Raw genomic sequence first — 25504 nt, 5'->3', positions numbered from 1 at the left:
AACACCACCCAGGAGCCAAAGAACTTATCACTGACTTTAGGCGCGTTTTGCACAACGAGTGGATCATGCTCGGCTACTGGACGGGGACTGTATGAATCTGGTCAAGCCCAGAGAATCGTAGCGCGGGTGACAGCCGAGGTCGAGGACAAGGACCTGGCTTCTTTGGCAGCGGCATCATCAAGGATCTGTTCCTGTAGGCAATGAACGATGAGCGGTCCGGCGATGGAAGATCGCAAGGCGCTCAAGAAACATGTGGTGCATAGCCCCGAGATCCTATTGACATTCCCATACGACCCAGTTGGGCTTGCTGGTGAGAAATGGGAGTTGCGGCACGGGAGCTGCGGCGGAACTATCTGCATTGGATTATCAACTATGCCGTGTCCGCTGTGGACTATGATGCGCCGTTGGCGACGTGGCAGGTGACGGGATACGCGGCGGTGGGGGAGTGATTGTGACTCTCTAGGTTTTGAATTCCTCGTGGTCTTCGCATCGGGCCCTGATGCGCCTATGGGTGTAGTTCCTCAGTTGGACATTTGCAATAGACTCAGCGTATGACTCTGGAATTATACGTTACTATTGCTCTCGCAGCAGTCGGTTGGTTGTTTGGTTTTATTAAGTGGTGGGGTGAGCATAAGCAGTCGAAGCTTGTGGAAAAGGCGCAGAGCGAGCGCGATGCTGTAACTAAGCGTTTGACCGAGGCACAAGAGAAGATCGCTGAACAGCAAGACAAGCTTGTGCAAGCGACACGCGAAAATGCTGACTCCATGAAGCTTATTGCCCAGCTCCAGAAGGACGATTCTAATAGATTCATTTGGGAAGTCTCCTGGGACGGTGGGGATCTCTATCGCGTAACTAATAAGTCCCGTAGGACAGTGCACAATGTGACTGTGAAGAATGACAGCCCGGTAGTGAGAGATGATGAGGGTACTGCGGAATCGATGAATCCTGGAGATTCCATCAAGTTCTTCTATGCCGCAGTATGGGGTTCCGACTACAAAGCGGAAGTGTCGTGGACTGATGAGCTCGGTAACGAATACTCTCGCCCCGTCAATTTCAAGAAGCAGGGCTCCATTGAATTTATGGAGTAGCCACCTTACTGTGGTGCAAGCTCCAAATTTCTGTGGTGCAGAGGGATCCGCAGGTCAGAGATTTAGGCTGGTGGATGGGTAGTGTCCCGCCCAACGGCCCAGCTCACTAAGAGGCACCTGTCACCCAGTAGTTGAACACCGTTCACTTGAGGGTTACGTAGCTGACAACTCTTCTTAAAACCGGCCACCTAACCTCAGGCAGGTCCGCCTGCCGCCAGGCCCCTTGATGCCTGCCCGCAGCGGAAGTCTCTTCATTTGCGTTAACTGTCAAGGAATTTTTGTGTCTCAAAAGAAGTCTCAGAAAAAGCTGCATAAAGCCGCGCTCATTGCCTCTATCAGCCTCGTAGGCTCCAGCCTCGTCGCACCAGCTATCGCCTCCGCCCAGGACCTGCCCCAGGCAGACATCCTGGATCTCTCCTTTGAGAACGGGGTCATCAGCAACTCCGCCTCCGATACCAAGCCGCTGAAGATCGGCGAGCCCACCGTGGAGCAAGACAGCGTGCTTGAGCGCCCCGTGGCCCACTTCGACGGCCGCAAGGATGCCGTCGGCTTCGACATCGGGGACAAGTTTGACCAGATCAAGGACGGCTTCACCGTCGAGTGCGTCTTCCGCTATGACGGGGACTTCGACGGCAACGAAAAGAGCCTCTGCGCCAACAAGGAAGCCGGCGGCTGGGCCATGGTCATCTACGGCGACCAGCTGACCTTCACCGTCAACGGCAGCGATGGCTACAAGAAGGCCCAGCAGCAGGTGGAGCCGGGCCAGTGGTACCACGCGGTCGGCGTCTATGACGGCACCAAGAGCGAGCTCTATGTCAACGGCGCCAAGGTGGCTGAGAACACCGAGATCAACGGTGAGGTGACCAAGCCCAAGTCCAACTCCACCGCCGTGATGATTGGCGCGGACTCCGGCCGGGATAACGTTGCCCAGTTCTACTCCGACGCCGTCGTGAGCGAAGCCCGCATCTTCTCCGATCCCCTCGGCGAAGAGGAGATTTCCGCCCTCTACGAGGACTCCAACCTGAGCACCGATAAAAAGGCCGAGATCACCGGCTCCACCCCGGGCGCCGGCCAGCACCTGACGGGCCCGGTGACTTTCGACGTCCAGTTCAACGACGCCGCCCTCATCTCCCGCGAGCTCACCTACACCCTGGACGGCGAGGAAATCGAGCTGGGGCAGGAGATCGGCGCCGGCCTCAAGGAAGGAAACCACTCCATCCAGGCCGAGGGCCGCGATGTCTTTGGCAATCCCATCTCCCAGGCCATCGATTTCACCTCCGGCAACCTCCCGGGTGCCGCCGGAACCGACTCCGAGCCGAGCGGCGAGGGCGTGACCATCTCTGCCCGCGCCGACAACCCGAGCGGTGGGGAAGTGGAGACCACCTTCACCGAAGCCGATGTGGCGGTAGCGGAGAAGGGCTTCCAAGGCACCTTCACTGATATTCCGGAGAGCCTGGACTTTGAATACGAGGACGGCGAGGACTTCGACAAGGCTCTCAACCCGGACAACGAGGACGCCCAGGAAACCAGCTCCACGGAGGACATGCCTTTCCAGCGCTTTGACCTCAAGGTCAAGGATGCGGAGAAGAAAGCACACGACATCGCCTGGTCCGGCACCGTGGACCCCAAGCGCTCGGTGCGCCTTTTGGCCTGGAATACCAAGACCAATAGCTGGGAGAAGCTAGCGGAAACCCGCGGCGCGGCCGACGCCCAAGTAAGCCTCAGCGCGGAAGTCAACCAGGACTTCGTCGACGGCGGAAGCATCCACACCATGCTGGTGGGCTATGACGTCTTTGCCGATGACCTCAACGAGCCCATCAACGAGCAGTTCGCCGACACCAGTGACTATGACTTTTCCATCGCCCACCACACCGATACCCAGTACCTCTCCGAAGGCGCGGTAGAAAAGGCCACCGCCGAGGAGCGCAAGAAGTGGGAAGAAAGCTATACCGCGGCCACCCAGTGGATTGCCGATAACGCCGACGAGCGCAAGATCGCCTACTCCGCACATACCGGCGACATCATCGAGAACTGGATTGGCAAGGACAATGACCGCCCCAATGCCAAGAAGGAATTCGAGGTAGCCTCCAACGCCCAGAAGATTCTGGAGGACGCCGGCGTGGTCAACGGCGTGCTGCCCGGCAACCACGACAACCAAAGCGGCGCGGACGTCGGCGCCGACAACCTCTACAACGAGTACTTCGGCCCGGAGCGCTACGAGGCTCAGCAGGGCAAGGGTAAGTGGGCTGAGCAGGACGCCTCCTACCACCCCTATGCTGAGGGCGATAATGACAACCACTATGACCTGTTCTCCACCAATGGCATGGACTTCATCGCCCTGCACCTGGGTTATGACGTCACTGAGGAGGAAGCGGCCTGGGCGGATAAGGTGCTCAAGCAGTACTCCGACCGCAACGCCATCCTGCTGACGCACGCCTACCTCAAGCCTTCCGCGAGCCCAGATGGCCGCGGCTCGGACTTCTCCCACGATGGCGTGATGGTCTATGAGAACGTCATCCAGAAGAACCCCAACGTGGCCTTGGTGCTGGCCGGCCATGAGCACGGCGTATCCATTGTCACCCGCAAGGACGTTGGCCACACCAACAACCACGTGGTGGAGCTTCTCGCGGATTACCAGTTCTACGAGGTCGGCTCCGATGAGCTGGGCCTGACGGAGCTCGGCGATTATGACGGCGACACCGGCCTGCGCTTTGGCTCCAGCTACCTGCGCCTCCTGCAATTCGATCTGAAGAATTCTGAGATGATCGTGGATACCTATTCGCCGCTTCTCGACGACCACAATGCCACCGAGTACGACGACCGCCAGCGCTACAACGGCCACGAGGACGAGTTCCGTGTGCCGATTCAGTTCCAGACCCGCAAGACCAGCTTTGCCACGAACTCCATGCTCGCCCTGACCGATACCGGCAAGGAGATTGGCAAAGACACCGCCAAGTCCGGCTGGCCCGCTAGCGTGACCTACAAGGACGTCAAGGCCGGCCAGGCCTATGGCTGGTACGCCACCTCCGCCGACGCCTCCTCCAAGGAGGACACCAAGCCCGGCATCGTGCGCCAGTTCGGCGTCTTCACCGCGCAGGTGCAGCAGGAGCAGGATAACAAGGCACCTGAGCTCACCGTCCCCAGCGACAAACTCACCATCACCAAGGGCGAAAAGGCCAACCTCCTCGACGGTGTCAGCGCCAAGGACGATAAGGACGGTGACCTCACCGACAAGGTGAAGGTGGTGGGCAACATCGACACCTCCAAGCCGGGCGTGTACTCCGTCACCTACACCGTCACCGACTCCGCCGGCAACCAGGCCCTGGCCTCCCGCGTCGTGGAAGTCACCGCCGGCAGCCAAGGCGACAACACCGACAACGGCTCGAGCGACAGCGACAGCAGCAGCGACAACAGTTCCAGCAGCGGCTCGAGCAATAGCGGCTCGAACAGCAGCTCGAGCCGGGGGACAGGCAGTGTCCTCCCCGCCATCCTCGGCGCCCTCTTTGGTGCCGCAGGCGCCACCGCCGTCATTGCCGGCCTGCTGAACTACCTCGCACCTGAGATTCGCGACACCATCAAGCGCGCCCTTGGCCTCTAAGGCCTAAGACCCCGGCTGGGCCACCACCCGCCGGGGCACCACGCGCCGGGCCAGCACCCGCCGGCCCACAACCTCACTAGCGCACGAGCGCGACACCCTGGTCCTCCAGCACCATGCTGATGGGGGCCAGGTCTTCTTCCACCATGTCGAAGTCCGCGGCGATAATTGCCACGATGTGTTGCTCTCGGAGGAAATCCGCCAGTGCATCAAGGTTGCGCGGGGCGCCGGAGGTGCAGCCGCGCAGGCGCCCGAGCGCGCCGTAGAAGTCCTCGCGTGTGCGGATGGGTTCAGTAATGAGAATGCGTTGCATGCCTTAGTCCTCCGCGTCCGGGATACTGCAGAAGCTTTCGTAGTGGTCATCGGTGTAGTACCAGACATCCGGGTCGGTCTCACTGCCGCCACCGGTAACAATGCGCTTGGCCCCGCGGTGCCCAATCCCCGGCGTTTCCACGGTGTATTCGCGGTAGTAGTTCTTCGCCTGCTGCGGTAGCACGCCCTCATAGTTTCCGAAACGTACGTTGTCATTATCCGGATAGTCATAGGGCCCGCCGGCCAGGATGTCCTCGGCGGTCTCGTGGGCCTCCTGCGGCAGGGAATCCATAGCGCAGGTGGGTAGGCCTGACTCGCCCTGCTTTGCGCCTACCCCCTCATCCCCATTGCTGTCACCGGACGCACCAGCAGCAGAAGATGGCGCTGCCTTCTGGTCCGCACCATCGCTAGAGCTACCAAGGTCAATGCCGAAGTAGCCCGCGACGAGGACCAGAACAGCACCACCGATGAGGGCCGGCAGCGATTTTTTGGAGGGGGAGGATTGGGACATGGCCCCATCATTGCAGCTATAAGGCCTGAAACAGAAATCCAGACCAGTCCTTTTTCCAATCCCCACCGCAAGGTGTTTGCGGATGTGGGACTAGGCAGCCTGGCCCCACCCAGCCGTGGGTACCTGTGTGTCCCATAGGCGGGGTAGTCTGTACGCATGGCACGAGGCAGAATTCCGGACAGCGACATCCAAGCTATCCGTGAACGCGCGCCTATTGATGAAATCGTGGGCGAGTACGTTCAGCTCAAACCCGCTGGCTATGACTCGCTGAAGGGCTTGAGCCCCTTCAAGGATGAGAAGACTCCGTCCTTCCACGTGCGCCCGCAGCGCGGCTATTATCACTGCTTCTCCACCGGCAAGGGCGGGGATGTTTTCAGCTTCCTCATGGAGATGGAGCAGGTCTCCTTCCCGGAGGCCGTTGAGGCCGTAGCCCAGAAGATTGGCTACCACATCAATTACCAAGGTGGTTCCACCGGTGCGCGCGATGAAAAGCCCGGCACCCGCCGCCGTCTCATCGCCGCCAACAAGGCCGCGCACGAGTTCTACCGCCAACAGCTGGAAACCCCGCAGGCCGCCGCCGGACGCGAGTTCCTCTTAGACCGCGGCTTCTCCAAGGAAATCATTTACGAGTTTGAATGCGGCTATGCCCCGGAGGGCTGGGATACCGCCACCAAGCACTTGCTGCGCATGGGCTTCTCCTTTGAGGAGCTGGAAGCCGCCGGCATTTCCAAGATGGGCAAACGCGGTCCCATCGACCGCTTCCACCGGCGCCTGCTGTGGCCCATCAAGGACTTATCCGGCAACGTCATCGGCTTCGGCGCGCGCAAGCTTTTCGACGATGACAAGCTGGGCAAGTACATGAACACGCCCGAAACCATGCTCTATCACAAGTCCAAGGTGCTCTTCGGCCTGGATTTGGCCAAGCGCAACATCGCGGAGCAGCACCAGGCCGTGGTGGTGGAGGGCTATACGGACGTTATGGCCATGTACGCTGCGGGCGTGAAGACGGCCGTGGCCTCCTGTGGCACCGCCTTTGGTGCGGACCACCTGCAAGTCCTGCGCCGCCTCATGTTGGATGATTCCTACTTCCACGGCGAGCTCATCTATACCTTCGACGGTGACGAGGCCGGCCAAAAGGCCGCCATGCGTGCCTTCGAAGGCGAGCAAAAGTTCACCGGCCAGTCCTTCGTCTCCGTGGCCCCGGATGGCATGGATCCCTGCGATCTGCGCCTTGAGCGCGGTGATGCCGCCGTGCGTGACTTGGTGGCGGACCGCATCCCCATGTTTGAGTTCGTCATCCGCTCGGTCATCTCAGACTTCAGCATCGACTCGGCCGAAGGCCGCCTCCAAGCCCTGCGCCGTGCCGTGCCCGTGGTGGCCCAAATCCGCGATGAACCTCTGCAGCGCGAATACGCCCGCCGCCTGGCCGGCTGGGTGGGCTGGCCCGACCCGGAAGAAGTACTCCAGCAGGTACGCCGTGAGGCCCGCAAGCCGAAGAAGGAACAGCGCCCGCGCTTTGCCTCCCTGGAGGAAACCTCCTCTGCACCCGCGCAAACCAACGCCCCCGTCATGCATATCCCCGGCCCCCGCGAGCCACACCTGTGGCCGCAGCGCGAAGCCATCAAGCTGGCGCTGCAGTACCCGCAGATTGCCGGTAGCTACTTTGATGGCATTACGGAGGACGCCTATTCCAACGAGGCTTACCGCACCATCCGCCGCGCCATCTCCACCCTCGGCGGTGTCACCGCCGGTGCCGAACAACCCGGTGTGGAATGGCTAGCCGCCGTGGCCGGTGAGATGCCGGATCTCATGGCCCGCAACTTCGTTTCTGAGTTGGCCGTGGAACCGATCAAGCTAGGGGAGACCGGCAACCCCGATACCGACCTTGAGGCCTACGCCGATTCCGTGCTCTCCCGCCTCCAAGAGGCGCGCGTGGGTGACCAAGTAGCCCAACTCAAGGCCCAACTAGGCCGCATGCGCCCCTCCGACGATGAAGAGTCCTACAACTCACTCTTCGCCGACCTCGTCGCCCTCGAGCAGGCCCGCCGCGAGCTCAATGATCGCGCTTTCCGAGGCGTGCGCTAGCTAGCACTAGGCACTAATCCGCACCCCCGCGCACGCGTTCTAGCGTGCGCGTTAATCCTCGTCCGGCTCGTAAATCCGATCTTCTTGGACTCCATCTGCCGCGCCCTTGCCGCGGCGCTTGCCCTTGTTGTAATCCTTGAGTTCGCGCATACGCGGTTCTGGGTCCAACCGATTGGCCACAGCCTTGCGCGCGGAACGCACTGCGGCCTTAGTAGCGGGGGAGTTGACGGCCTTCTCATAGGCGCCCTTAATTTGGTGATAGCGCTTGCGCCCAGCCTTGGTTCCAAAGACGTATCCGGCGGCAGCACCCACAACAAATTGGATCATCGGAAACTAGTCATCCCCTTCTTCAGCCGGCTCGACAGCCAGCGTTTGCGTACAACGTACGGGAAACGTGCAATTCTCATGAACAGCCTACCTGCCTTAGCAGTCTTGGGCAGGCGGCGGTGGCGCAGCGGAGCCACCAGTAACGGGGAGTAGAGATAGGGAATAGATATGACGTGAACTCTTCCCATAATGCATTCGCTTCAGTTAACTTAATACCTGTGAAGACTTCTAAGCATACGTATGCGGCATCGGCAGCCGTAGCGATGTCGGCGCTGCTCACCGCCAGCGTGGCGGCAGCAGAGCCCCGTACCGCCGGGCTCGAAGAGCCGCGCGAAGTCACCGTGAGTGAGGATTAGCGTTCACCGTCCCTTAACTACCGGCCCATGTACGTGGGACATGAGAGCTGTAGACTCTTATACGGTTTCTCGCTCGGAAGTATACGAAGGAAGTCTATGACTAAGCCAAAGATCATGACGGTGTACGGGACTCGCCCTGAGGCAATCAAAGTGGCACCGGTCGTCAAGGCATTGGAGAAGGACGAGCGTTTTGAATCCGTAGCTGTCTCCACCGGCCAGCACAAGGAAATGCTGGAGCAGGTCAACACTATGTTTGGAATCGAGCCCAAGCTGGACCTTCACCTCATGAAGCCCGGTCAAAGACTCAATGAGATTGTCTCCCGCGCGCTTATGGGGCTGGATGCGATCATCGATGCGGAACAGCCTGACGTCATCATCTCCCAAGGTGATACTTCCACGGCTATGGCCGCAGCACTAGCGGGTTTCCATCGCGGGGTGAAAATCGTCCACCTTGAGGCGGGCCTGCGCACCGGCGACATCCACTCGCCGTTCCCGGAAGAAGCCAACCGCAAGCTCATCGGCCAGGTCACGGAACTGCACCTAGCGCCGACGGCGGGCTCGATGGAGAACCTGCGCCGCGAAAATGTCCGTTCCAAGGACATTGCGGTTACCGGCAATACCGTCATCGATGCGCTACTTGAGGCTGCAAGCTGGGATACCGAATTTGAAGACCCCGCAGTGCAGGAGGCGGCTCAGTCAGCTAAGCGCCTCGTGGTGGTCACCACCCACCGCCGCGAAAACCTGGAAGCCATGAAGGAAATCGGCGGGGCCGTCAAGGATTTGGCAGAGAGCTATCCGGACATTAACTTTGTTCTGCCACTGCACCTCAACCCCAAGGTCCGTGAGGCCGTGCTTCCGGAGGTTGAGTCCTTGCCTAACGTCATCATCACAGATCCGCTGCCTTATGACCAGTTCACCAAGCTTCTGGATCGTGCAACCATTATCCTCACCGACTCGGGCGGAGTTCAGGAAGAAGCCCCGGCTCTGGGCAAGCCGGTCTTGGTCATGCGCCAAAACACCGAACGCCCCGAAGCCGTTGTGGCCGGCACTGTGAAGCTTGTGGGCACCAACCGTAGCCTCATCGTGGCGGAGGCTAAGCTGCTCCTTGATGATGATGCCGCCTACGAGGCCATGGCCAACGCCGTCAATCCCTATGGTGACGGCAAGGCCGCTGAGCGCGCTGTGGCAGCTATCGCTGAGCTCCTTGGAGTAGGGGATCGCCTGCCCGATTTCGCTCCCGAAATCGAGGCCTAACAAAGGCTCAGGAACCAACGAATAAGCACGGCGAGGTGCTCAGCACTTTTCACCGCGCTTAAATGCGTGCTTCCACGTAAAATCAAGACATGGAATCACGAGACATCAAATGCACGAACTCTGAGCGCACCACCGCTTCACAGGTGTTGGCGGATGCGATGTCGGTAGGCCAGCTCAGCGTCACCGAATTCGAGGTGCGCTCCAGCCGTAGTGCTGATGCCACGACTCGTGGCGAGTTGGTTGACCTTGTCGCTGACCTTATCGAGGCCCCAGAACAAGTCTTGTTCGGCAGCCACCAGGTAGCACGTCAACGGCCAAAAGATGTCAAGACCACCAACGGTGATACATCAACCGCTGTTGACCGGGCCCTAGCCCAAATTGAACCCTCTACACAGGGGGCGCAGGGGCTCTCCCTGGGTATCTTTGGCGGTAGCACCGTGCGGGGCATTCCGATCGCTGCTCATCACACCACGATGGGAATCTTCGGTGGCACCGATGTAGATCTTCGTGGCGCCTCCCTCAAAGAACACGTTACGACAATCCAAGCGGTCGGGGTATTCGGCGGCGTCGATGTTTGGGTCCCGGAAGGATTCCGCGTTCGTGTCAACGGCGTCGGCCTCTTTGGAGGACATGACATCAAGGTCGAACGTGGCGCCATCGACCCCGCAGACCTGCCTGCCAGCGCCCCTGAAGTAGTGGTGAACTGCTTCAGCCTGTTTGGCGGGGTAGATGTGCACGTGGTGAAGCGGTAGGAGTCAGCTAAATTCTGATTTCCATTTCTCTTAGAAAAGCAAGAAGGTCGATGCAGCTCACCCCAAAATGATCGGCCACATCAGGGATCTTGACGTGTTTCCGTGAATCAGGGGCTGCGCGCACCTCATTAGTCACAATCGTTGCGTCGTGCCTGAGAGCGGAAGCTATCAACCACGAATCCGCTGCGTCCATGAACACGTTGACAGCTCTGTCCTTGTAGCGTGGTTGACGTTCGTCCGCGACCCAGCGAACCACATCCGTATATAGCGCAAGCTCATTGGCGTCAGTGCTCACGATGTATTGCGTATCTATGTGTTTCAGATACCAATCGAGAGTTGGATCCTTCCACTCTTTCATTTCCTTATCGACGGTCTTGTGGAAATAGGAATCACCCCTGAAAATCGGCTCTTCAAGCTGAACCCACAAAGAGGGAAACACATCGCGTGGATAGACAGATGCCACTGTCCCGATAAAGTTCGTGTCGATCAAATACACGCTAACTGGCCCTCCATTCAGCAGAAGGGGAGTGCGCAATAAGTTTACTTAGGCTGTCAGCAGTTGCAGCTCCAAGGAGTTGAGCAGCTTCTTTCTGCGGAATTTTGCCTGCAACAGTCGCATAGGTTACGGCATCGAAGAATCGAGTTCCCACACGGGCTTTCACCAGACGGTGCCGCGCCGGGCCGCCTTTATTTGATGAGGAATCCGTGGCTTGGGTCGGTTGCGACGCAACGAGAGGAAGGAGTGTGGAAGCCTCACTCCTATCAATGACGTTGAGGTGCACCAGTCTCCACAGAGCAGCTTCTTGGCTCATCCCTGACTTGCGGGAAAGAGTTTTGACGCTATCGAATGAGGAATCACTTGGCGAAACCGTGCTCAAGACGACCTGAGCTGGGGCAAGGAAACTTGCAGCAAATCGATTACACCAACGCTCAATATCGCGGCTTTCCCCGTGATCTGAGATTCCCGGTTGGCCTAGAACCGCGTGTCCTAGTTCGTGCGAAAGGCTGAAAAGTTGGGCTGTCTTGCTGTCGCGGGTGTTGATAAATATCAGAGCATAGGGTGCTTGGATAAGCGTGAATCCACGAAACTCATCGATGCTCAGCGGACGGGTGGTGCTGCTTTCGACAATTGAATTGCGAGACACCAAAATACCTGAGTCCTCAAGAGCCGAACAGAGAGTCTTCACTTTGTCAGGGCCGTGTAGAAAAGTGTCTACGGCGAGCCCGAGGACTTCTTTTGTTCGAGCGGCTATAGCTTCTGGTCTGTTACTCGCATCAGCGCTTCCAAGGAAAGGAGGACCATCGATGCCCTCTTCCTTGGCGAAATCGGCGTACCAATCAAGGCGGGATTCCGAAGCAGCCAAGGTTTCCTCAAGGTTCGGGCTGAAAGTCTCAAGGGAGAGGTTTCGAACCGTCCGAAAATCCGGAACGGAAATCCTAGGCTCGCTCGGGGATTGCAGGAGAAGACGGCCGAAAGGAATCTTAGCTTTCTTGGCGAGGTCCTGCGCCTGATTCAAAGTTGGCAGCGAAGTATTTTCAACCCATTCCCTAATCCGCGGAAAATCCTTCACCAGCTCGTCGAGGCTCAGACCAGTCCGTTCAATTGCCCAATCGAGCACAGCCGGCTCAATGGTCACTCGTACTGTCGTCATTGTCCCTCTTAGGTTTCTGCTGCTTGAAAGCTTGTTACGTTGTGGATGGGGCACTTCGTTGTGATGGGTACAGCTTAGTGGAAGCTTGGAGGGCAAGCACGGGTTTGCGAGGCCGTTGGGGCCAACCGGGGGACATTTGAAAACGAGAGCACCCCCACCAGATAGCATAAAAGCAGGTCGGTAGGGGTGATTTATGTGCTCCTCCAACTGGGCTCGAACCAGTGACCCTTCGATTAACAGTCGAATGCTCTGCCAACTGAGCTATGGAGGAATGTGTGTGGGTTGCTTGAACAAAGGCTTGCTCGCTGCAACGAGATGTAACTATATAAGGTCTGCGGTGTTCAATACAAATCGCCAGCGCAGAACGCTTTTTCAAGTGGTCCAGTGTGGCATCTTTCAAGCCTGTGCCCAAGCAAAGCTAGACTGTCCGTCAGATATCACTCGCAGGGAAGAGGTAGAGGTTTCTTCATGTTCGTTGGACACACTCGCTTTAGTCTCTTCGTCCCCGATTCGGCGTCGTGGCGTGCGAGCAACGAGGAGTCCGGGTTCTCGGAAGACGAGTACCGCGACTACCTCTACGACGATGCACGCCTGTCGTTGCGCACGGACATTTTCCTCAATCACACCGTGCCAACACTTGCGAAGGCCGCCGAAGGTTTCGACGTGAAGCACGTTGTCTCCTTCTCTGAGTCCTTACCGCAGAATTTTAAGGAGCAGCTGCAGGAGGCAGCGGACAGCTTCGACATAGTGCACCTCGATGAGCTTCCGGATGGTGATAGCGGATGGACTGCAGTGCGCCGCTACGTCCAAGGAATCGGGTTTAAGGGCACGTTTGGGCGCTACCGGCTAGATGACGATGACGTCTTGTCCTCTCACTATTTCCAAGCCACAGCGCCCTATATCAAACCCGAGTTTGAAGGAATGCTCGTCAGCATGCCGCTCGGCATTGAGGCGGTCTATGCGGATGGTCAGTTCTTCCACCTGCGTGAAGCCCACACACCTATGAACTCGATGGGTCTGATGTCCATCTGCTCCGTGGAGGAAGACGGCACCGTCGTGGAACCCCAGAGCGGACCGCACGACAAATCAGATCGCTATACGCCAGTGATTTTGGATGCCTCCAAGGTGGGCTACATACGGGCGATCCATACAGGTCAGGACAACGCCATGCGTCATGAACCAGGAGTGGTCATGGCACGCCTCATGGAGAACATGGCAGCCTTCCCACCTTTCACGGATGTCGCCGCCCTTGAGGCGGGCTTTCCCACGGTGGCCAATCAGATGCAGCGCACAAGCACGCCGCTGAGCATCGACGACACCGTTGGCGGTGGTCAGCACTATCTTCTGCAGCCCGCCAGCGGGGACGTCAGTTTTGTCATCCACGGAGAATCAGAGTGGGAACTTGATAATGAGCTCCTTGTGAGCCTGTGGATCGAGGATTCCCGTGGGCGACGCGTTTCCTCTTACAAGACAGTCGAGGGGTTTGCTGCCTCCAATAACCCCAGCATCGGGCATTTCGCGTACGTTCCGACGGAGAGCGGAACCTTTCGGACCCTGGTGAGCCTTCATTTGGAGCACGGCTACGTCCTTCGTGGCTTCCGGATTCTGGCACAAAGCGAGCGAGCCGAGGGAGTTCGGGTCGCAAAGATTGTCACGCAACTTCGAGGTGGGAAGGCGCGTTTCGTTAGCATCGAGGACTGGGAATCAGCACGAAGCCAAGGCGTGCGTGGCCTATTTGACCAAGCTATCGACAGCGTTTATCAGAATCGGATGAGCATCGTGGCTAACGTGCGCAGCGTTCTTGGGGAAGACCGTGCCAATAAAGTCATCGCGCGCTTGGACCAGCTGAACAAGAAGCTACGCAACTAGGGGCGGCCCTAGTCTGAGCTGGCAAACACCTCGTCCTCGAAGAGTTGCTCCCAATCGCCAGCTAGTGATGCTGCGTAGCCGAGAATTCCGGTGAGAAGCATTTGTGGGGCAGGGGCATGACCTTCGCCCCAATCCCCGAGGAGAAGCCTCCACTGCTGTGTGCGCTCTGCCACGGCCTTGGACCACGGCAGATAGTGTTGGGTGTAATGTAGCTCATCATCCTCGTTCTGAAGGTAAGCCACGTAGTTATCGAAACCCTTGCCATATTCAGTGACCAAGTCGAAGGTCATGGTGGTCTCGGAAAGCTTTCGGCTGCTCCAGCACTTTCTGCGGTATGCCTTTACCTGCGGCTCAAGGTAACGCCCGATATGGGTTTGGGGGTTTGAGACTACAGCCAATGAACCGGGAAAGCGGCGCGAAAAGTATAGCGCAGCAAATCCACCGGCTGATGCCCCAAAGAAGATAGCCTTCTTCCCTAGGTCCTCGATAGGCACATCAGGGTAAAAGCTAGCGAAAATATGAGTCAAGCAGGAAGTGAGGTCTTTCTGAAATGGTCGCGTCTCATCCCCTGTGAACCATCCAATATTTGTGCCTCGGTCGAGTGATGGATCGGAGATGTACACCACGTTCGCGTCAACGCCTTCAACCATCTGCCTTCCAATGAAGACAGGAAGAGTGGCCTTCGCCAGGTTGATCGCCGCGTGAAACAACACGATCGTGGTATCGGCGCCGCGATCCTCAACGAGCAAATCCATGAACGCAGCGCCGTAGCGAATCGAAATCGCCTCAGCTTCCTCGGAAGAGCTAGCGGGCACGGGGGAGCTGAGAAACTCCTCGACAGAGTCGAAAAAAGTCGTTGAAGCGCCGTAGCGCGCGTAGTTTCTCCTCAGTGCCATAGCCGCCTACTGTAGTCGCACACGCAGCACACCTGGGAAACGCTCACTCAGGGGATACAGGAATGAAGCATGGGCTGAGACAAAACACCGACATCGACCCATTCGACCGCAAGCCGGTAACCGTCACCGTGCTACCGTATTTAGCAGCGAATTAATAGAAAGGCGGACATGGTTCCGAACACAACTGATTCCCGTTCCTTTGGCAAGGTTAGCGTCGTTGGCCTTGGCTACATCGGCCTTCCCACCGCCGCGTTCATAGCTTCCAAGGGGATCCCAGTAGTCGGCATCGACGTGAATCAGGATGCTGTAGACAGCATCAACGCCGGCACGGTGCCTTTCTTCGAACCAGGCTTCGGGGAGCTGCTTGCAAGAGTCGTCGAGGACGGAACGCTAGCGGCCCAGACGGAACAGGTCGATGCCGATGCCTACATTGTCTGCGTTCCCACTCCATTTCGTGAGGACCACAGCGTAGACATCAAGTACATTCGTGCGGCATCCGAAGCGCTTGCTCCTTACCTGAAACCCGGTGCACTTGTAGTGCTCGAGTCCACCTCACCTCCTGGAACCACGGAGGATATGGCCAAGCATCTCATTGAGTTGCGCCCTGACCTGTCCCTCAATGACGAGGATGAGAACGCCATCTTTGTCGCCCACTGCCCGGAGCGCGTTCTTCCCGGCAAGATGATGGAGGAGATGGAGAACAATGACCGCGTCATTGGCGGTCTGACTCCGAAGGGTGCTCAGCTTGCCCGTGACCTCTACGCCACCTTCTGCACCGCAGACCTGCTTCTCACCAACGCCACGACCGCTGAGATGGCAAAGCTCACGGAAAACTCCTTCCGCGATGTCAACATCGCCTTTGCTAACGAGCTTTCCCTCATCTGTGACCGCCTTGGAATTGATGTCTGGGAGCTCATTGAGCTGGCCAACCACCACCCTCGCGTCAATATCTTGCAGCCCGGGCCAGGCGTGGGTGGACACTGCATCGCCGTTGACCCGTGGTTCATCGTCTCCGCTGCACCCGAAGAAGCAAGACTCATCCAAACGGCGCGCAACGTCAATGACGGAAAGCCACAGTGGGTCATCGACCAAGTTCTCAAGGCACTTGAAGACAAGGAGAATCCTGTTGTTGCTGCCCTCGGTATTGCCTTCAAGAACGATATCGATGACCTGCGTGAATCGCCGTCCCTCGAAATCGTCAAACGCCTCGGCGTTGATAACCCGCAGCTAGATATCCGCGTTGTCGAGCCCAACGTGGAGGCATTGCCACCGGTGCTGAGCAACCTTTCAAACCTGACAAAGCAGGACACGGAGGAAGCCATTGCAGCAGCCGACGTCGTCCTCCTTCTGGTCAACCACCGACAGTTCGTCGAGCTTGATCAATCTCTGCTCGGCGGCAAGACAATCATCGATACCAAGGGCATTTGGCGCTAAATTAAGCGGTTAGACTAGCCACTCACCATCACTTGAAAGCCAGGAGGCAGCACGAAGCGTGAGGATTCTCGTTCTCTCTCAATACTGGGCTCCCGAGAACGGAGTTCCGCAGCGCCGCTGGTCATGGTTGTCCAAAATCCTTGTCCAGGCCGGGCATGAAGTCCTCGTCATTGCGCCACCACCGCATTATCAGCGCCGCCTCGGGCTCAAGCAGTGGTTCTCGCGGAAGAATATCCTTGGTGCGAACGAGCTAGAAACCGGAAACTCCGGCGAAAAGATTCTGCGCTCCGGTTTCTTTCCAGCTGGTCCCTCGCTGACGCACCGCATCCTTAACCAGGCCTCAGTAGCTGGCTCAATGCTGTTTATGCAAGCGACTAAGCGCAAGCAGCTCAAGAGCTTCAAACCAGATCTGGTTATCGGCACCGTCCCGGCCCTTCCCACGGCTGTCGTTACGCAGTTCGTTGCCAGAATTCTCCACACTCCCTACATCATCGATCTCCGTGATGCGTGGCCGGAGCTGCTGAAAGAAAAAGGCGACTGGAATTCAGGAACAGGCAAACGCTCTATTCGTGAGATTGTCCTGACCAAGGGGCCCTTCCAACTGCTCACGGCGCTCACCGAGCGCGCCATGAATCGCGCCCTGCACCACGCTGATGGCATCATGACGACCTCACAGGACCTCACTGAGCACATGGAACAGGACGATGTCAGTAGGGGAGCGGCGGGTGCTCGTCGCATCCGGACGGTGCGTAACGTCTTTCCGCCCAAGACCGAGTTCATCGCCAGCGACAAAGGACAGCAGTCTTCCAAAGAACTGAATGTCCTCTACGCCGGCACAGTAGGACGCGCGCAGAAGATCGACAATGCCGTGAAGGCAGTCAAGATTGCACAAGACCGTGGTTACGACATCAACCTTCGCATCGTAGGCGATGGAGCAACCTGGCACGCCACCAAGGCCACGATTGAATCCCTGGATATCAACGCAACCATTGAGCATCGAGTCCCCGCCGATGAGCTTCAGAACATCTACGAGTGGGCCGATACTGCCCTAGTGCACTTGACTGATTGGGAGCCGCTCAACCGCACGGTTCCGTCGAAGACCTATGAGCTGATGTCCTTGGGTGTTCACACCACTGCGGTGGTCCAAGGCGAGGCAGCACGTCTCATTGAAGAGCTCGGCGCGGGGGTCGTCGTTCCTCCGGAGAACCCGGAAGCACTCGCTGAGGCTTGGGCTGCGCTTATCGGCGACCGCTCGAAGCTCACCGTTTCTCCTTCCGGGCGCGAGTGGGTCGCCACCCAGCGCGATGAGGTTGTCCCTGAAGCATTCCTGGACATCGTCTATGCCGTGAACAACCAGCACGAAGAGCCATAGGCCAGGAGAATAGGTTCACCGATGCGCATATCTTCTCTTGACGGGTTTCAGCCGTTGGACTCCGCCTATGCCATGTTGTTGGAGTCCTCCGAACAACCTTTTTCTTTCCCACCGGCTACATCCCCAGTGACGTTCTGCTTTGCCGCGGAACAGCTCTCTGATGTCGCTGAGCTCCCGCTCGTTCTCGTCGATACCGATGCTAATGAGGCTTTGCCCATCCTCCGCGATTATGCGGCGAAGAATCGCCACGTTGAGTATTGGGCCCCGCGGGCGGATACGGCGCGGCTCCAGCAGATAGCGCTGGCGCAAGACAGCCACGATCTGTCGATTACAGGTAGCCGTCTCACCATGAACTGGATACAGGTTTGCATCGGTCCTGCTACCGAGCACGACCGCTCGTGCGAGGACTGGGTGCAGGGGCTTAAGGCTGCTACAGCTCCGGTAGAATTCACCGAATCCCCCGGTGTCGCTGCCCCTGAGGTGTCATTGAGAAGCCTTGTGATCTCTCGTATCACCCCATTGGCTAAGCCACTCAAGAAGTACCTTCCGGGTTCTGTGGTGATTGTGCTGTACAAGATTCTGGAGAAGATCCGATGAACAACCTTTTGCCTGGCGTATCCGTGGTCATCCCATCCTTTGTCGCCGACGCATCAGAGATGACAGAAGAAATTGCAGCCACAAGCCTCGGTTCTGCTCTTGCCTCCCTTGCGGAACAGAGCTTGAGAAAAGACCTCATCGAGGTTCTCATCACCCTCAACGGTAAAGGAGTCGCTGCTGCCAGCGGAGAGGCTATGCAGATCGCATTGCGCGACAGCTTGGCCAGCCGCTTCCCAGAGCTAAGCATTCGGGTGCTACGCAGCCTGGCTCCCGGTGCCGGGCGCGCCCGTAATCTTGGAATTGCCTCCGCAAGCCGCCGCTTCATCGCTTTTCTTGATGACGATGACACCCTTCAACCAAAGTATCTCGAAACTGGCCTTGAGAATGCCGACGACGGCGCTATTATTCTCTTGCCCATCGTCGACACCACCGACGGGGCGTCCACCCAGGACAACTCCCTCAACGCCCGCATCACGACGTTGCGCGGTACGGCGGTTCCAGTTGCCGCCGCGCCGTGGGCGCTTGGCTTCAATGCCAGCAAAATCATTCCGACCGCACTAGCTCAGCGCTACCGCTACGATGAGTCACTCCGCTCCGGAGAGGATGTGGCGTATTTCGCGAACTTTCTCAGCCGCCCAGGACTGCTTCTTCGCACCCCACAGGTGGGGGAGGGGGCTGCCTATGTGCGCTCAATTCACCCTGACTCGGTCTCACGCCAACGTGAGAGCTTCGATTTCAACGTGGTGCAGCGTCTGGAATGCATTGCCAAGCTCCGAGACATCGAGGAAGCAAACAGCAAGCAGCGAGCACTAGAAAAGCTTGAGCACGCCCAGTTCGGTTTCGTGGAGAACTATCTCACAGCACACCCGGGCGAGGTGCAGCGCGCAATTGACACCGCCGTAGATGTCGGCGTTCCAGGTTTGAATTGGGAGAACCTCCGCCATGAAAGGGCTAGCCGCCTGGTGTTTTCATATTGCTTTCCTCCCTACGCGGACACCTCAGCCAATGTGACGGCGAAGGTGATCCGGAATGACGCAGAGCTTGTTGACGTCTTCTATGCCAACATGCGGCGCGTCCGCGGACGTGACGATTCAACCAGGTTGATTGTCGATCCCTACCTTATCCATGCCGAGGAGATCGATGTCGTGCCCTCTTTTGCGCATTGGGGCGCGATTTGCTCCTACGCACGCCAGGCGGCACGCAAAGCAAGCAAGCGGGCTAGAAGACAAGGCGGCTATGAGTCGGTGTACTCCCGCGCCCTATGGTCTGGCTCCCACGTCGCCGCTGCCCTGTTCAAAGACAAGCACCCGGGGACGCGATGGGAAGCAGAATTCTCCGACCCTTTGAGCGTTGGTGTGGACGGCACGCCCCGTCCGGGCGAGCTAACGAGGGGTATGACAACTCATCACCTGCGGAAGATGGTTGAGCGCTCCAACTGGTCGGGACTCTCGTACACAACTCACTTCGAGCTCACCGAGCTTGTCACCCTTCTTTATGCAGATGAGGTGATTTTCACCAATGCCAATCAACGGCAGGTGATGCTGGAGCGCTATACGGAGGAATTTCAATTTTTCGTTCGCGAGAAATCGACGATCCGTCACCATGCTGTCCCGACAGCGGAAATGTACCACTTGGTGGAGGCGGACTATGCCCTTGCCCCAGACTGCATCAACATTGCTTACTTCGGAAATTTCTACGCCAATCGCGGAATAGGAGATGTCTTGACCGCGCTTGCGGAACATCCACAACGCGAGAAGTTCGTCCTGCACATCTTCACCTCGAATCCGGAAAAACTGAGACGGCAGTTGTGGGGGAATCCAGCAGCTGGCAGTGTCCGGATCAACGGTTACGTTCCCTATCTGGAGTTTCTTAACGTTTCCACGAATTTTGACGTCTTGGTGGTCAATGACACCGACACGGTGGGAACAGCATTCAGTGTCAATCCATTCTTGCCTTCGAAATACGCCGATTACGCTGGGAGCGGAACAGCCGTGTGGGGCATCGTGGTCGAAGACTCGCCGCTATCTAAGTTACCGTTGACGTACTGCACGGCTTCGGGTGATTCTGCACAGGCAGGCACGGTGCTAGACGAACTTCTTGGGAAGTCTGAGTAGAATACTCGTTAGTAAAACTCGGTCTGCGTGAAGTAGGCGCTTCCTTTGATAGGCCGAGAGTGGACACACTGGTGTCATATCACTCGAAAACCGATGAAGGAATGGAAGGGCTGATGCATGTGGCACGCCATAAATGGCGAAGCTCCAAAACTGCACAACGCGGAGTTGAAGAGCTCAATGCCCAGGTTGCCCGGCATGAGGGCCGGGTGCAGATAGTAAACCCAGAGGGGCTCCACCCCTTGGCTACACGCCCGACGCTGCGTGAGTACATTTCGCAGCTGTGGGCACGCCGTTTCTTCATTACTGCGGATGCTCGGGCAAAGGCACTGCGAACCACTCGTGATTACCGTCTGTGGCAGTTATGGCTCGTTCTCAACCCGCTCTTTGATGTAGCTCTGTACGGGTTCCTTTTCGGCATACTCTTGAAAACCTCCAGGGGCATTGAGAACTTCATTGGCTTTCTCTTTATCGGCATTATCTTTATGTCGATGATGACGGGGCTGATGAACTCTGGCATCAGCCTCATGCAATCCTCGCGCTCCATGATCCGCGCGTTCCAGTTTCCACGTGCATCTATCCCTTTCTCGACGACTCTACGGTCAATGATCGATAACGTCTTACCAGCCATGGTGGCGTTGTTAGCGGCTTTCCTTTTTCAGTGGGGAACGTGGCCTTCATGGACATTGATACTCGTAGTTCCGCTGTTTGTGTTGATCCACATCTTTGGTTGCGGGCTTATGATGATCACGGCGCGCCTTACAGCCCAGATTCCTGAAGCAAAAACCATTCTGGGTCTTGTGAGCCGCGGACTCTTCTTCTTATCCGGTGTGATGTTTTCCATCGATAGGTTCGCTGAGCATTCAGCTGTTCACCAGGTCATGTCGGCCAATCCGTGCTACATCTTCCTTACGGCAGTGCGTGATGCTTCGATTTATCGTACCGCACCTAGTCTCGCGACCTGGGGAGAGCTTGTGGCCTGGAGCGTAGGAGCCTTTGTGCTTGGTTTTATCTTCTTCTGGAGGGCGGAGGATAAGTATGTTCGACTCGTCTAAGTTGCCTGCAGCACCTGGTGAGTACCTCGAAACGAAAAAGAAGGTCACGGATGAGAAAGGCGAGGACCAATCGCGGGAAGGCTTTATAGAAGAACCATCTGTCGCCGAACCACCAGCGCAGTCGCAATCTGACCTCGATATCAATTACGTGGAGCGAGCGAACGTTGTCGTAGACAACGTGTCCAAGCGCTACGTGATTAGTCAGGGCCGCTCCTCTGATGCGAGTATGACTCGCGTGAGCCATGGAAAAACTGTCGTTAATGCAATCGTTAATGCTTCGCTCATCGCGCTACCCGGTGAATCGATCGGCATTATTGGCCTCAATGGTTCAGGAAAATCGACTCTGTTGAGCATGATTGCCGGAGGCTTAGCTCCAACATCGGGGCGGATTCTGACGCGCTCCCAGCCCACGCTCATGGGCGTGTCCCCGGCTCTTCAGCCAGATCTGTCCGGGGAGCACAATATCTACCTGGGGTGCTTGGCTCTGGGAATGAGTCCTGCCGACGCAAGAGCGCAAATCCCTGAGATCGCGGAGTGGACCGAACTCGGTGATGCGATCAAACGACCAATGAAGACCTATTCGTCCGGTATGTCAGCACGCTTGTCTTTCGCAATTTCGACAGCAGTGAGGCCAGACATCCTCATGATTGATGAAGCCCTGTCCACTGGTGACGCCGCCTTCGGTGCAAAGGCTAGCGCCCGAATGCACGAGCTCCTTGAGCGCGCCGGAAACTTGTTCTTGGTTTCGCACGCCATCAAGGAAATTGAGAACAACTGCAACCGCGCGATCTGGATCTCAAAGGGACGTATCATCGCTGATGGCTCAACGGATGCAGTGGCGGGACAGTATCACGAATGGGCAAAACTTATGGGTAGGGAAGATAAGCAGCCTGCGCACGACTTTCTCGCAGAAGTCATGGCTGCTTACCGGCCACCTATGGTGCTCCTCGAGAAGCCACTCGGCGGTGAAAAGTAGGATGCGAAGCGTACAGAGTCGTGCCGGTGAAAACCATCTGGCGTCGTGTGCAGCATGTATTTAACAACTTTCTTACACACAAAGGATTGACTTTCATGAGGCTAGATTTCTTTCGCCGCGGACGGGGACTGACTCTCTTGGCTGCCGCTTCCGGTGTGCTGCTTATCGCTGGCATTGTGGTGGGTGGGGGCCTTGCTAGTCGTGCATTGCTTGTTGGCACAGCACTGTTAGGTGTCTTTTTTGCTGCAATGTCGATTTCAGCGCGGAAGCATGCAGAGGGAATGATTAAGGATTCTCTTCGCCGTAGCGCTCGTCTTGAAAACCAAGTCAAGCGCTTGGTTGACACTGCACAAGAACAGAATCGATTGGCAGAACGCCAAGCATTGAACACACTCACAGCAGGCATTACTGAAAAGGAAAAGAGCCAAGGACGACAGCTCCATAGTGTTTTCGCGCCGGCCACCATTCCAGCGTCGCACATCATCGCGCGCCCGGCTGCGCACACTGCTGGACGTATCGCAGCCGATCAGGAGATGACTGAGGATAGTTCCGACGTGCTGTATATCCTCATGAACGCCCCGTCTGAGGTATGGACGCGAAAAGTCGAACTTATTGGACCCGCCAGCGTGGAGGAAGACCTGCGCGAAGTCGCGCGAGTAAGTCGAATCCGCGCGCCGCACTTTCTGGGAAAGCCTGATCCAGATGCCAGCTATCTTGTTGTGGACGAAAACCAGTTTGAAAATGGCTTATGGTCGGGCCTTTTGTCCACGCAAAAGACCACTGCATTCTTCAGTCTTCTCGAGCACATAACAAAGGCAAAAGAGAACGGAGCGGTAGTTGTCGTTTTAGCCAGTGACGCTTCAAACCACTTCACGGATGAGCTTCGTAGCCAAGCTACGGTAGTGGTACGCGGTGACTCTGCGACATGGGACTGGGAAGGCGATATTCATGCGCCGGTAATCCAAGCATTGCTCCAAGTCGAGACATTGCCTCGCAAAGAAGCTGGCCTCAACCTTACGGATAAAGGAGAGTCATAAATGAGCTCAATCGTTGTCTACGGCGATGTAAATTCCAACGCTATTGATGGCTCCTCCATCTGGTTGATGTCGGTCTCCGAAGCGCTGGCCAGAGTGTTCGATGAGGTTCATATACAGTTAAAGAATTTTCCACAAAACCGTGCATTGTTGGAAGCGGTTGATGGTTTCGACAACATCTACTTGCACGAACCAAAAGGCATTGCACATGATGCTGCGTTGAACACACTGGAAGCAACCCATCTAGTTGAAAGACTCACCGAACAGACAGATGCTTCGGCCGTTGTCGTCAGAGGGGCTCAGGCTGCTTATGATTTCTGCTCGAATGAAAAGATATCTCCGAAGCTTTGGGCGTACGTAACCGATCTTCCATTCCCGCCAAGCAAGCTGTCACCCACGAATACCCAACGTTTGAAGCATATCGCGCAGCATTCGCGCAGGATTTTTGCACAGACAGAGGCAGCCCGCTCCTACTGGGAAGCACTAGTTCCGGAAGCAGCCGGCAAAGTCTTATTGATTCCTCCAATGGTGCCTGATTACGCTTTTGTCGATGAAAGCAGCATCCAGAGAGCAGAATCAGAAGCCGTAAGAATTGTTTACGCAGGGAAGCTTGCACGAGAATGGCGGACGCTTGAGATGTTGAAGCTGCCGAGCGCACTAAAGGAACTCGGAATTGATGCTCACTTAGACGTAGTCGGCGCAAAGTTTAACAAGGCAAAGGATGACCCCCGATGGGTTGGAAAGATGCGCAGCGCGCTGGAGGAAGCAACCGCGGATCCTGAGAGCGGAGTAACATGGCATGGTGCTCTTCCACGTACTGAGTCCATTGAAAAAATCAAAAAGGCGGATCTAGGATTTGGATGGCGCACCGCAGAACTTGATTCAAGCCTTGAAGTGTCAACAAAAGCACTGGAATACAGTGCAGCGGGTGCAGTACCGATTATTAATGAAACCGAGGATCATCAACAGCTCTGGGGTGACGATTACCCGTTTTTCGTACGCGCCGATGACTCCATTGACATGGTTGCCGCCAAGATAGCCCAAGGCCTCTCCCACATGGATTTGGCACGGCAAAGCGCAAAGCAAGCAAGCGAGTACTTTTCCATGGGACAAGCCCGAGCTCGTTTTAAGGAGTACTTTGAGCGAGCGGGTGCGCTTTCCGACGCCGCGAGAAGCCAAGGGGTAAATTCTTGCCGTGTAGTAGTGGCCTCTCACGACCTGAAATTCATGGGAGAGCTTATGGATTTTCTAGTTCGCAATCCACTGTTTGAGGTTCGCCAAGATCAGTGGGCAACGTTGCATGCCCATGATGCCGCAGTGAGCCAAGAACTTGCCGAATGGGCTGATGTGGTCTTTTGTGAGTGGGCTGGCCCTTCTCTCGCGTGGTACTCGAACAACCTCCCAGACGGAACACGACTGATTTCTAGGCTACATAGGTTTGAGCTTAATGGTCCTTGGATGCGAGAGGTCAACTGGGAGAACGTAGAAACGCTGGTGTTCGTCTCAGATTGGGTCCGCACCCAAGCTATTGAGCGTTTCGGATTGCTGAGAGAAAAAACAATGGTTCTGCCCAACACCGTAGACACGCTCGACTTTGACCGGCCAAAGAACGCGAACGCTCAATTCACATTGGGGCTTGTGGGATTGGTTCCGTTTCTTAAGCGTCCTGACCGAGCACTCGATCTTATTGAAGAACTGGCATCCATTGACAAGCGGTATACATTGCGGATTAAAGGGCGCATGCCCTGGGAGTATCCGCACGTGTGGAATGACCCAGTCGAAAAGCAGCTCTACCTAGATTTCTTTGAACGCATCGCACGAAGTGAAGCACTCCAAGTGCACGTAACTTTCGACCCTTTCAGCGCAGATATTGCTTCTTGGTATCGCGGAATTGGCTATATTTTGTCTCCAAGTGAAATAGAGAGCTTTCACCTTGCACCTGCCGAAGGCATGGCGGCACGAACCATACCCGTTTTTTGGGAGCGGGAGGGAGTATCCGAAGTTTTTGGTGAGCACGCGGCAGGTTGGACTCAAGAGACTCGTATAGAGAGAATCCTCCAAAATTGTGACCGCAAAAACTTCGAAACGAACGGCAGTTCAGTGAGGGATTTTGCAAAGAAGTGGGATATTAAGGCAATCACACCCCAGTGGGAGAATCTCTTGGCAGGGAACCAGACCGCTAGTCTAGTCTCGGAGCTGAAAGGGAACGTTCCTAAAATATGAACTCC

At 56.7% G+C, this 25504-nt stretch carries 21 protein-coding genes and 1 tRNA gene; 15 read left to right on the top strand and 7 right to left on the bottom strand.

All coding sequences use genetic code 11. The features are described from left to right. Positions 1–551 precede the first annotated feature (551 nt). A complete protein-coding gene (locus HMPREF2537_RS03190) occupies positions 552–1088 on the top strand; it encodes a hypothetical protein (protein WP_070525506.1) in 537 nt (178 codons plus the stop codon). 280 nt (positions 1089–1368) lie between these two features. Next, positions 1369–4686, top strand: a complete 3318-nt coding sequence (locus tag HMPREF2537_RS03185; protein WP_070525504.1) for an immunoglobulin-like domain-containing protein — start codon at positions 1369–1371, stop codon at positions 4684–4686. Positions 4687–4762: 76 nt separating this feature from the next. Here HMPREF2537_RS03185 and HMPREF2537_RS03180 read toward each other — a convergent pair whose 3' ends face one another. Together HMPREF2537_RS03180 and HMPREF2537_RS03175 are read right to left on the bottom strand one after the other, a co-directional pair. After that, a complete protein-coding gene (locus HMPREF2537_RS03180) occupies positions 4763–4996 on the bottom strand; it encodes a barstar family protein (RefSeq protein WP_070525502.1) in 234 nt (77 codons plus the stop codon). Positions 4997–4999: 3 nt separating this feature from the next. Next, the gene (locus HMPREF2537_RS03175; protein ID WP_070525500.1) at positions 5000–5506 is read right to left on the bottom strand and encodes a guanyl-specific ribonuclease; all 507 of its coding nucleotides are present in this window, start codon (positions 5504–5506) and stop codon (positions 5000–5002) included. Between the two features lie 156 nt (positions 5507–5662). On the opposite strand from HMPREF2537_RS03175, the gene dnaG reads away from it, so the two are divergent. Next, the gene (gene dnaG / locus HMPREF2537_RS03170; RefSeq protein ID WP_070525499.1) at positions 5663–7591 is read left to right on the top strand and encodes a DNA primase; all 1929 of its coding nucleotides are present in this window, start codon (positions 5663–5665) and stop codon (positions 7589–7591) included. 51 nt (positions 7592–7642) lie between these two features. Here dnaG and HMPREF2537_RS03165 read toward each other — a convergent pair whose 3' ends face one another. Then, positions 7643–7918: a hypothetical protein gene (locus HMPREF2537_RS03165; protein ID WP_070525497.1), complete on the bottom strand. Its 276-nt coding sequence runs from the start codon at positions 7916–7918 to the stop codon at positions 7643–7645. 218 nt (positions 7919–8136) lie between these two features. On the opposite strand from HMPREF2537_RS03165, the gene HMPREF2537_RS12755 reads away from it, so the two are divergent. From HMPREF2537_RS12755 to HMPREF2537_RS03155, 3 genes are all read left to right on the top strand, one after another. Then, the gene (locus HMPREF2537_RS12755; protein WP_168160907.1) at positions 8137–8274 is read left to right on the top strand and encodes a hypothetical protein; all 138 of its coding nucleotides are present in this window, start codon (positions 8137–8139) and stop codon (positions 8272–8274) included. Between the two features lie 96 nt (positions 8275–8370). Then, entirely contained in the window at positions 8371–9528 is a 1158-nt protein-coding gene (wecB, locus tag HMPREF2537_RS03160) for a non-hydrolyzing UDP-N-acetylglucosamine 2-epimerase (RefSeq protein ID WP_070525495.1), read from the top strand. Between the two features lie 89 nt (positions 9529–9617). Continuing rightward, complete coding sequence (locus HMPREF2537_RS03155; protein WP_070525493.1) at positions 9618–10280, top strand: DUF1707 SHOCT-like domain-containing protein; 663 nt, start codon at positions 9618–9620, stop codon at positions 10278–10280. A gap of 7 nt (positions 10281–10287) precedes the next feature. Here HMPREF2537_RS03155 and HMPREF2537_RS03150 read toward each other — a convergent pair whose 3' ends face one another. From HMPREF2537_RS03150 to HMPREF2537_RS03140, 3 genes are all read right to left on the bottom strand, one after another. Next, positions 10288–10776, bottom strand: a complete 489-nt coding sequence (locus tag HMPREF2537_RS03150) for a DUF4411 family protein (protein WP_070525491.1) — start codon at positions 10774–10776, stop codon at positions 10288–10290. A gap of 1 nt (position 10777) precedes the next feature. Further along, complete coding sequence (locus tag HMPREF2537_RS03145; protein ID WP_070525489.1) at positions 10778–11932, bottom strand: ImmA/IrrE family metallo-endopeptidase; 1155 nt, start codon at positions 11930–11932, stop codon at positions 10778–10780. A 198-nt stretch (positions 11933–12130) separates the two neighbouring features. Then, positions 12131–12203, bottom strand: a tRNA-Asn gene (locus HMPREF2537_RS03140). A 197-nt stretch (positions 12204–12400) separates the two neighbouring features. Between HMPREF2537_RS03140 and HMPREF2537_RS03135 the strand changes: the two genes are divergently transcribed. Further along, on the top strand, positions 12401–13801 hold the full coding sequence (locus tag HMPREF2537_RS03135; protein WP_070525487.1) for a glycosyltransferase: 1401 nt from the start codon (positions 12401–12403) through the stop codon (positions 13799–13801). An 8-nt stretch (positions 13802–13809) separates the two neighbouring features. Here HMPREF2537_RS03135 and HMPREF2537_RS03130 read toward each other — a convergent pair whose 3' ends face one another. Continuing rightward, entirely contained in the window at positions 13810–14697 is an 888-nt protein-coding gene (locus HMPREF2537_RS03130) for a hypothetical protein (RefSeq protein WP_070525485.1), read from the bottom strand. Between the two features lie 168 nt (positions 14698–14865). On the opposite strand from HMPREF2537_RS03130, the gene wecC reads away from it, so the two are divergent. The 8 genes from wecC (at position 14866) to HMPREF2537_RS03090 (ending at position 25499) form a co-directional block, all read left to right on the top strand. Beyond that, positions 14866–16131 carry a UDP-N-acetyl-D-mannosamine dehydrogenase gene (wecC, locus tag HMPREF2537_RS03125; protein WP_070525483.1) on the top strand — a complete coding sequence of 422 codons (1266 nt, stop codon included), beginning with the start codon at positions 14866–14868 and terminating at the stop codon, positions 16129–16131. Positions 16132–16189: 58 nt separating this feature from the next. Beyond that, the gene (locus HMPREF2537_RS03120) at positions 16190–17503 is read left to right on the top strand and encodes a glycosyltransferase family 4 protein (protein WP_070525481.1); all 1314 of its coding nucleotides are present in this window, start codon (positions 16190–16192) and stop codon (positions 17501–17503) included. Between the two features lie 21 nt (positions 17504–17524). Further along, entirely contained in the window at positions 17525–18100 is a 576-nt protein-coding gene (locus tag HMPREF2537_RS03115) for a hypothetical protein (protein WP_070525479.1), read from the top strand. Then, complete coding sequence (locus tag HMPREF2537_RS03110; RefSeq protein WP_070525477.1) at positions 18097–20214, top strand: glycosyltransferase; 2118 nt, start codon at positions 18097–18099, stop codon at positions 20212–20214. Before HMPREF2537_RS03115 ends, HMPREF2537_RS03110 begins: the two co-directional genes overlap by 4 nt. Positions 20215–20285: 71 nt before the next feature. Beyond that, entirely contained in the window at positions 20286–21266 is a 981-nt protein-coding gene (locus HMPREF2537_RS03105; RefSeq protein WP_148138131.1) for an ABC transporter permease, read from the top strand. After that, positions 21250–22242: an ABC transporter ATP-binding protein gene (locus HMPREF2537_RS03100; RefSeq protein ID WP_083298957.1), complete on the top strand. Its 993-nt coding sequence runs from the start codon at positions 21250–21252 to the stop codon at positions 22240–22242. Before HMPREF2537_RS03105 ends, HMPREF2537_RS03100 begins: the two co-directional genes overlap by 17 nt. A gap of 26 nt (positions 22243–22268) precedes the next feature. Continuing rightward, entirely contained in the window at positions 22269–23279 is a 1011-nt protein-coding gene (locus HMPREF2537_RS03095) for a hypothetical protein (RefSeq protein ID WP_148138130.1), read from the top strand. Next, positions 23280–25499, top strand: coding sequence for a glycosyltransferase (locus HMPREF2537_RS03090; RefSeq protein WP_070525473.1), 2220 nt, complete (start codon positions 23280–23282; stop codon positions 25497–25499). It begins immediately after the preceding gene. The last annotated feature ends 5 nt before the right edge of the window (positions 25500–25504 follow it).

This window comes from Corynebacterium sp. HMSC074E01 (assembly GCF_001808885.1).
In the GTDB taxonomy this organism is placed as follows: Bacteria; Actinomycetota; Actinomycetes; order Mycobacteriales; family Mycobacteriaceae; genus Corynebacterium.
This window is presented reverse-complemented; position numbering and strand designations above follow the sequence as displayed.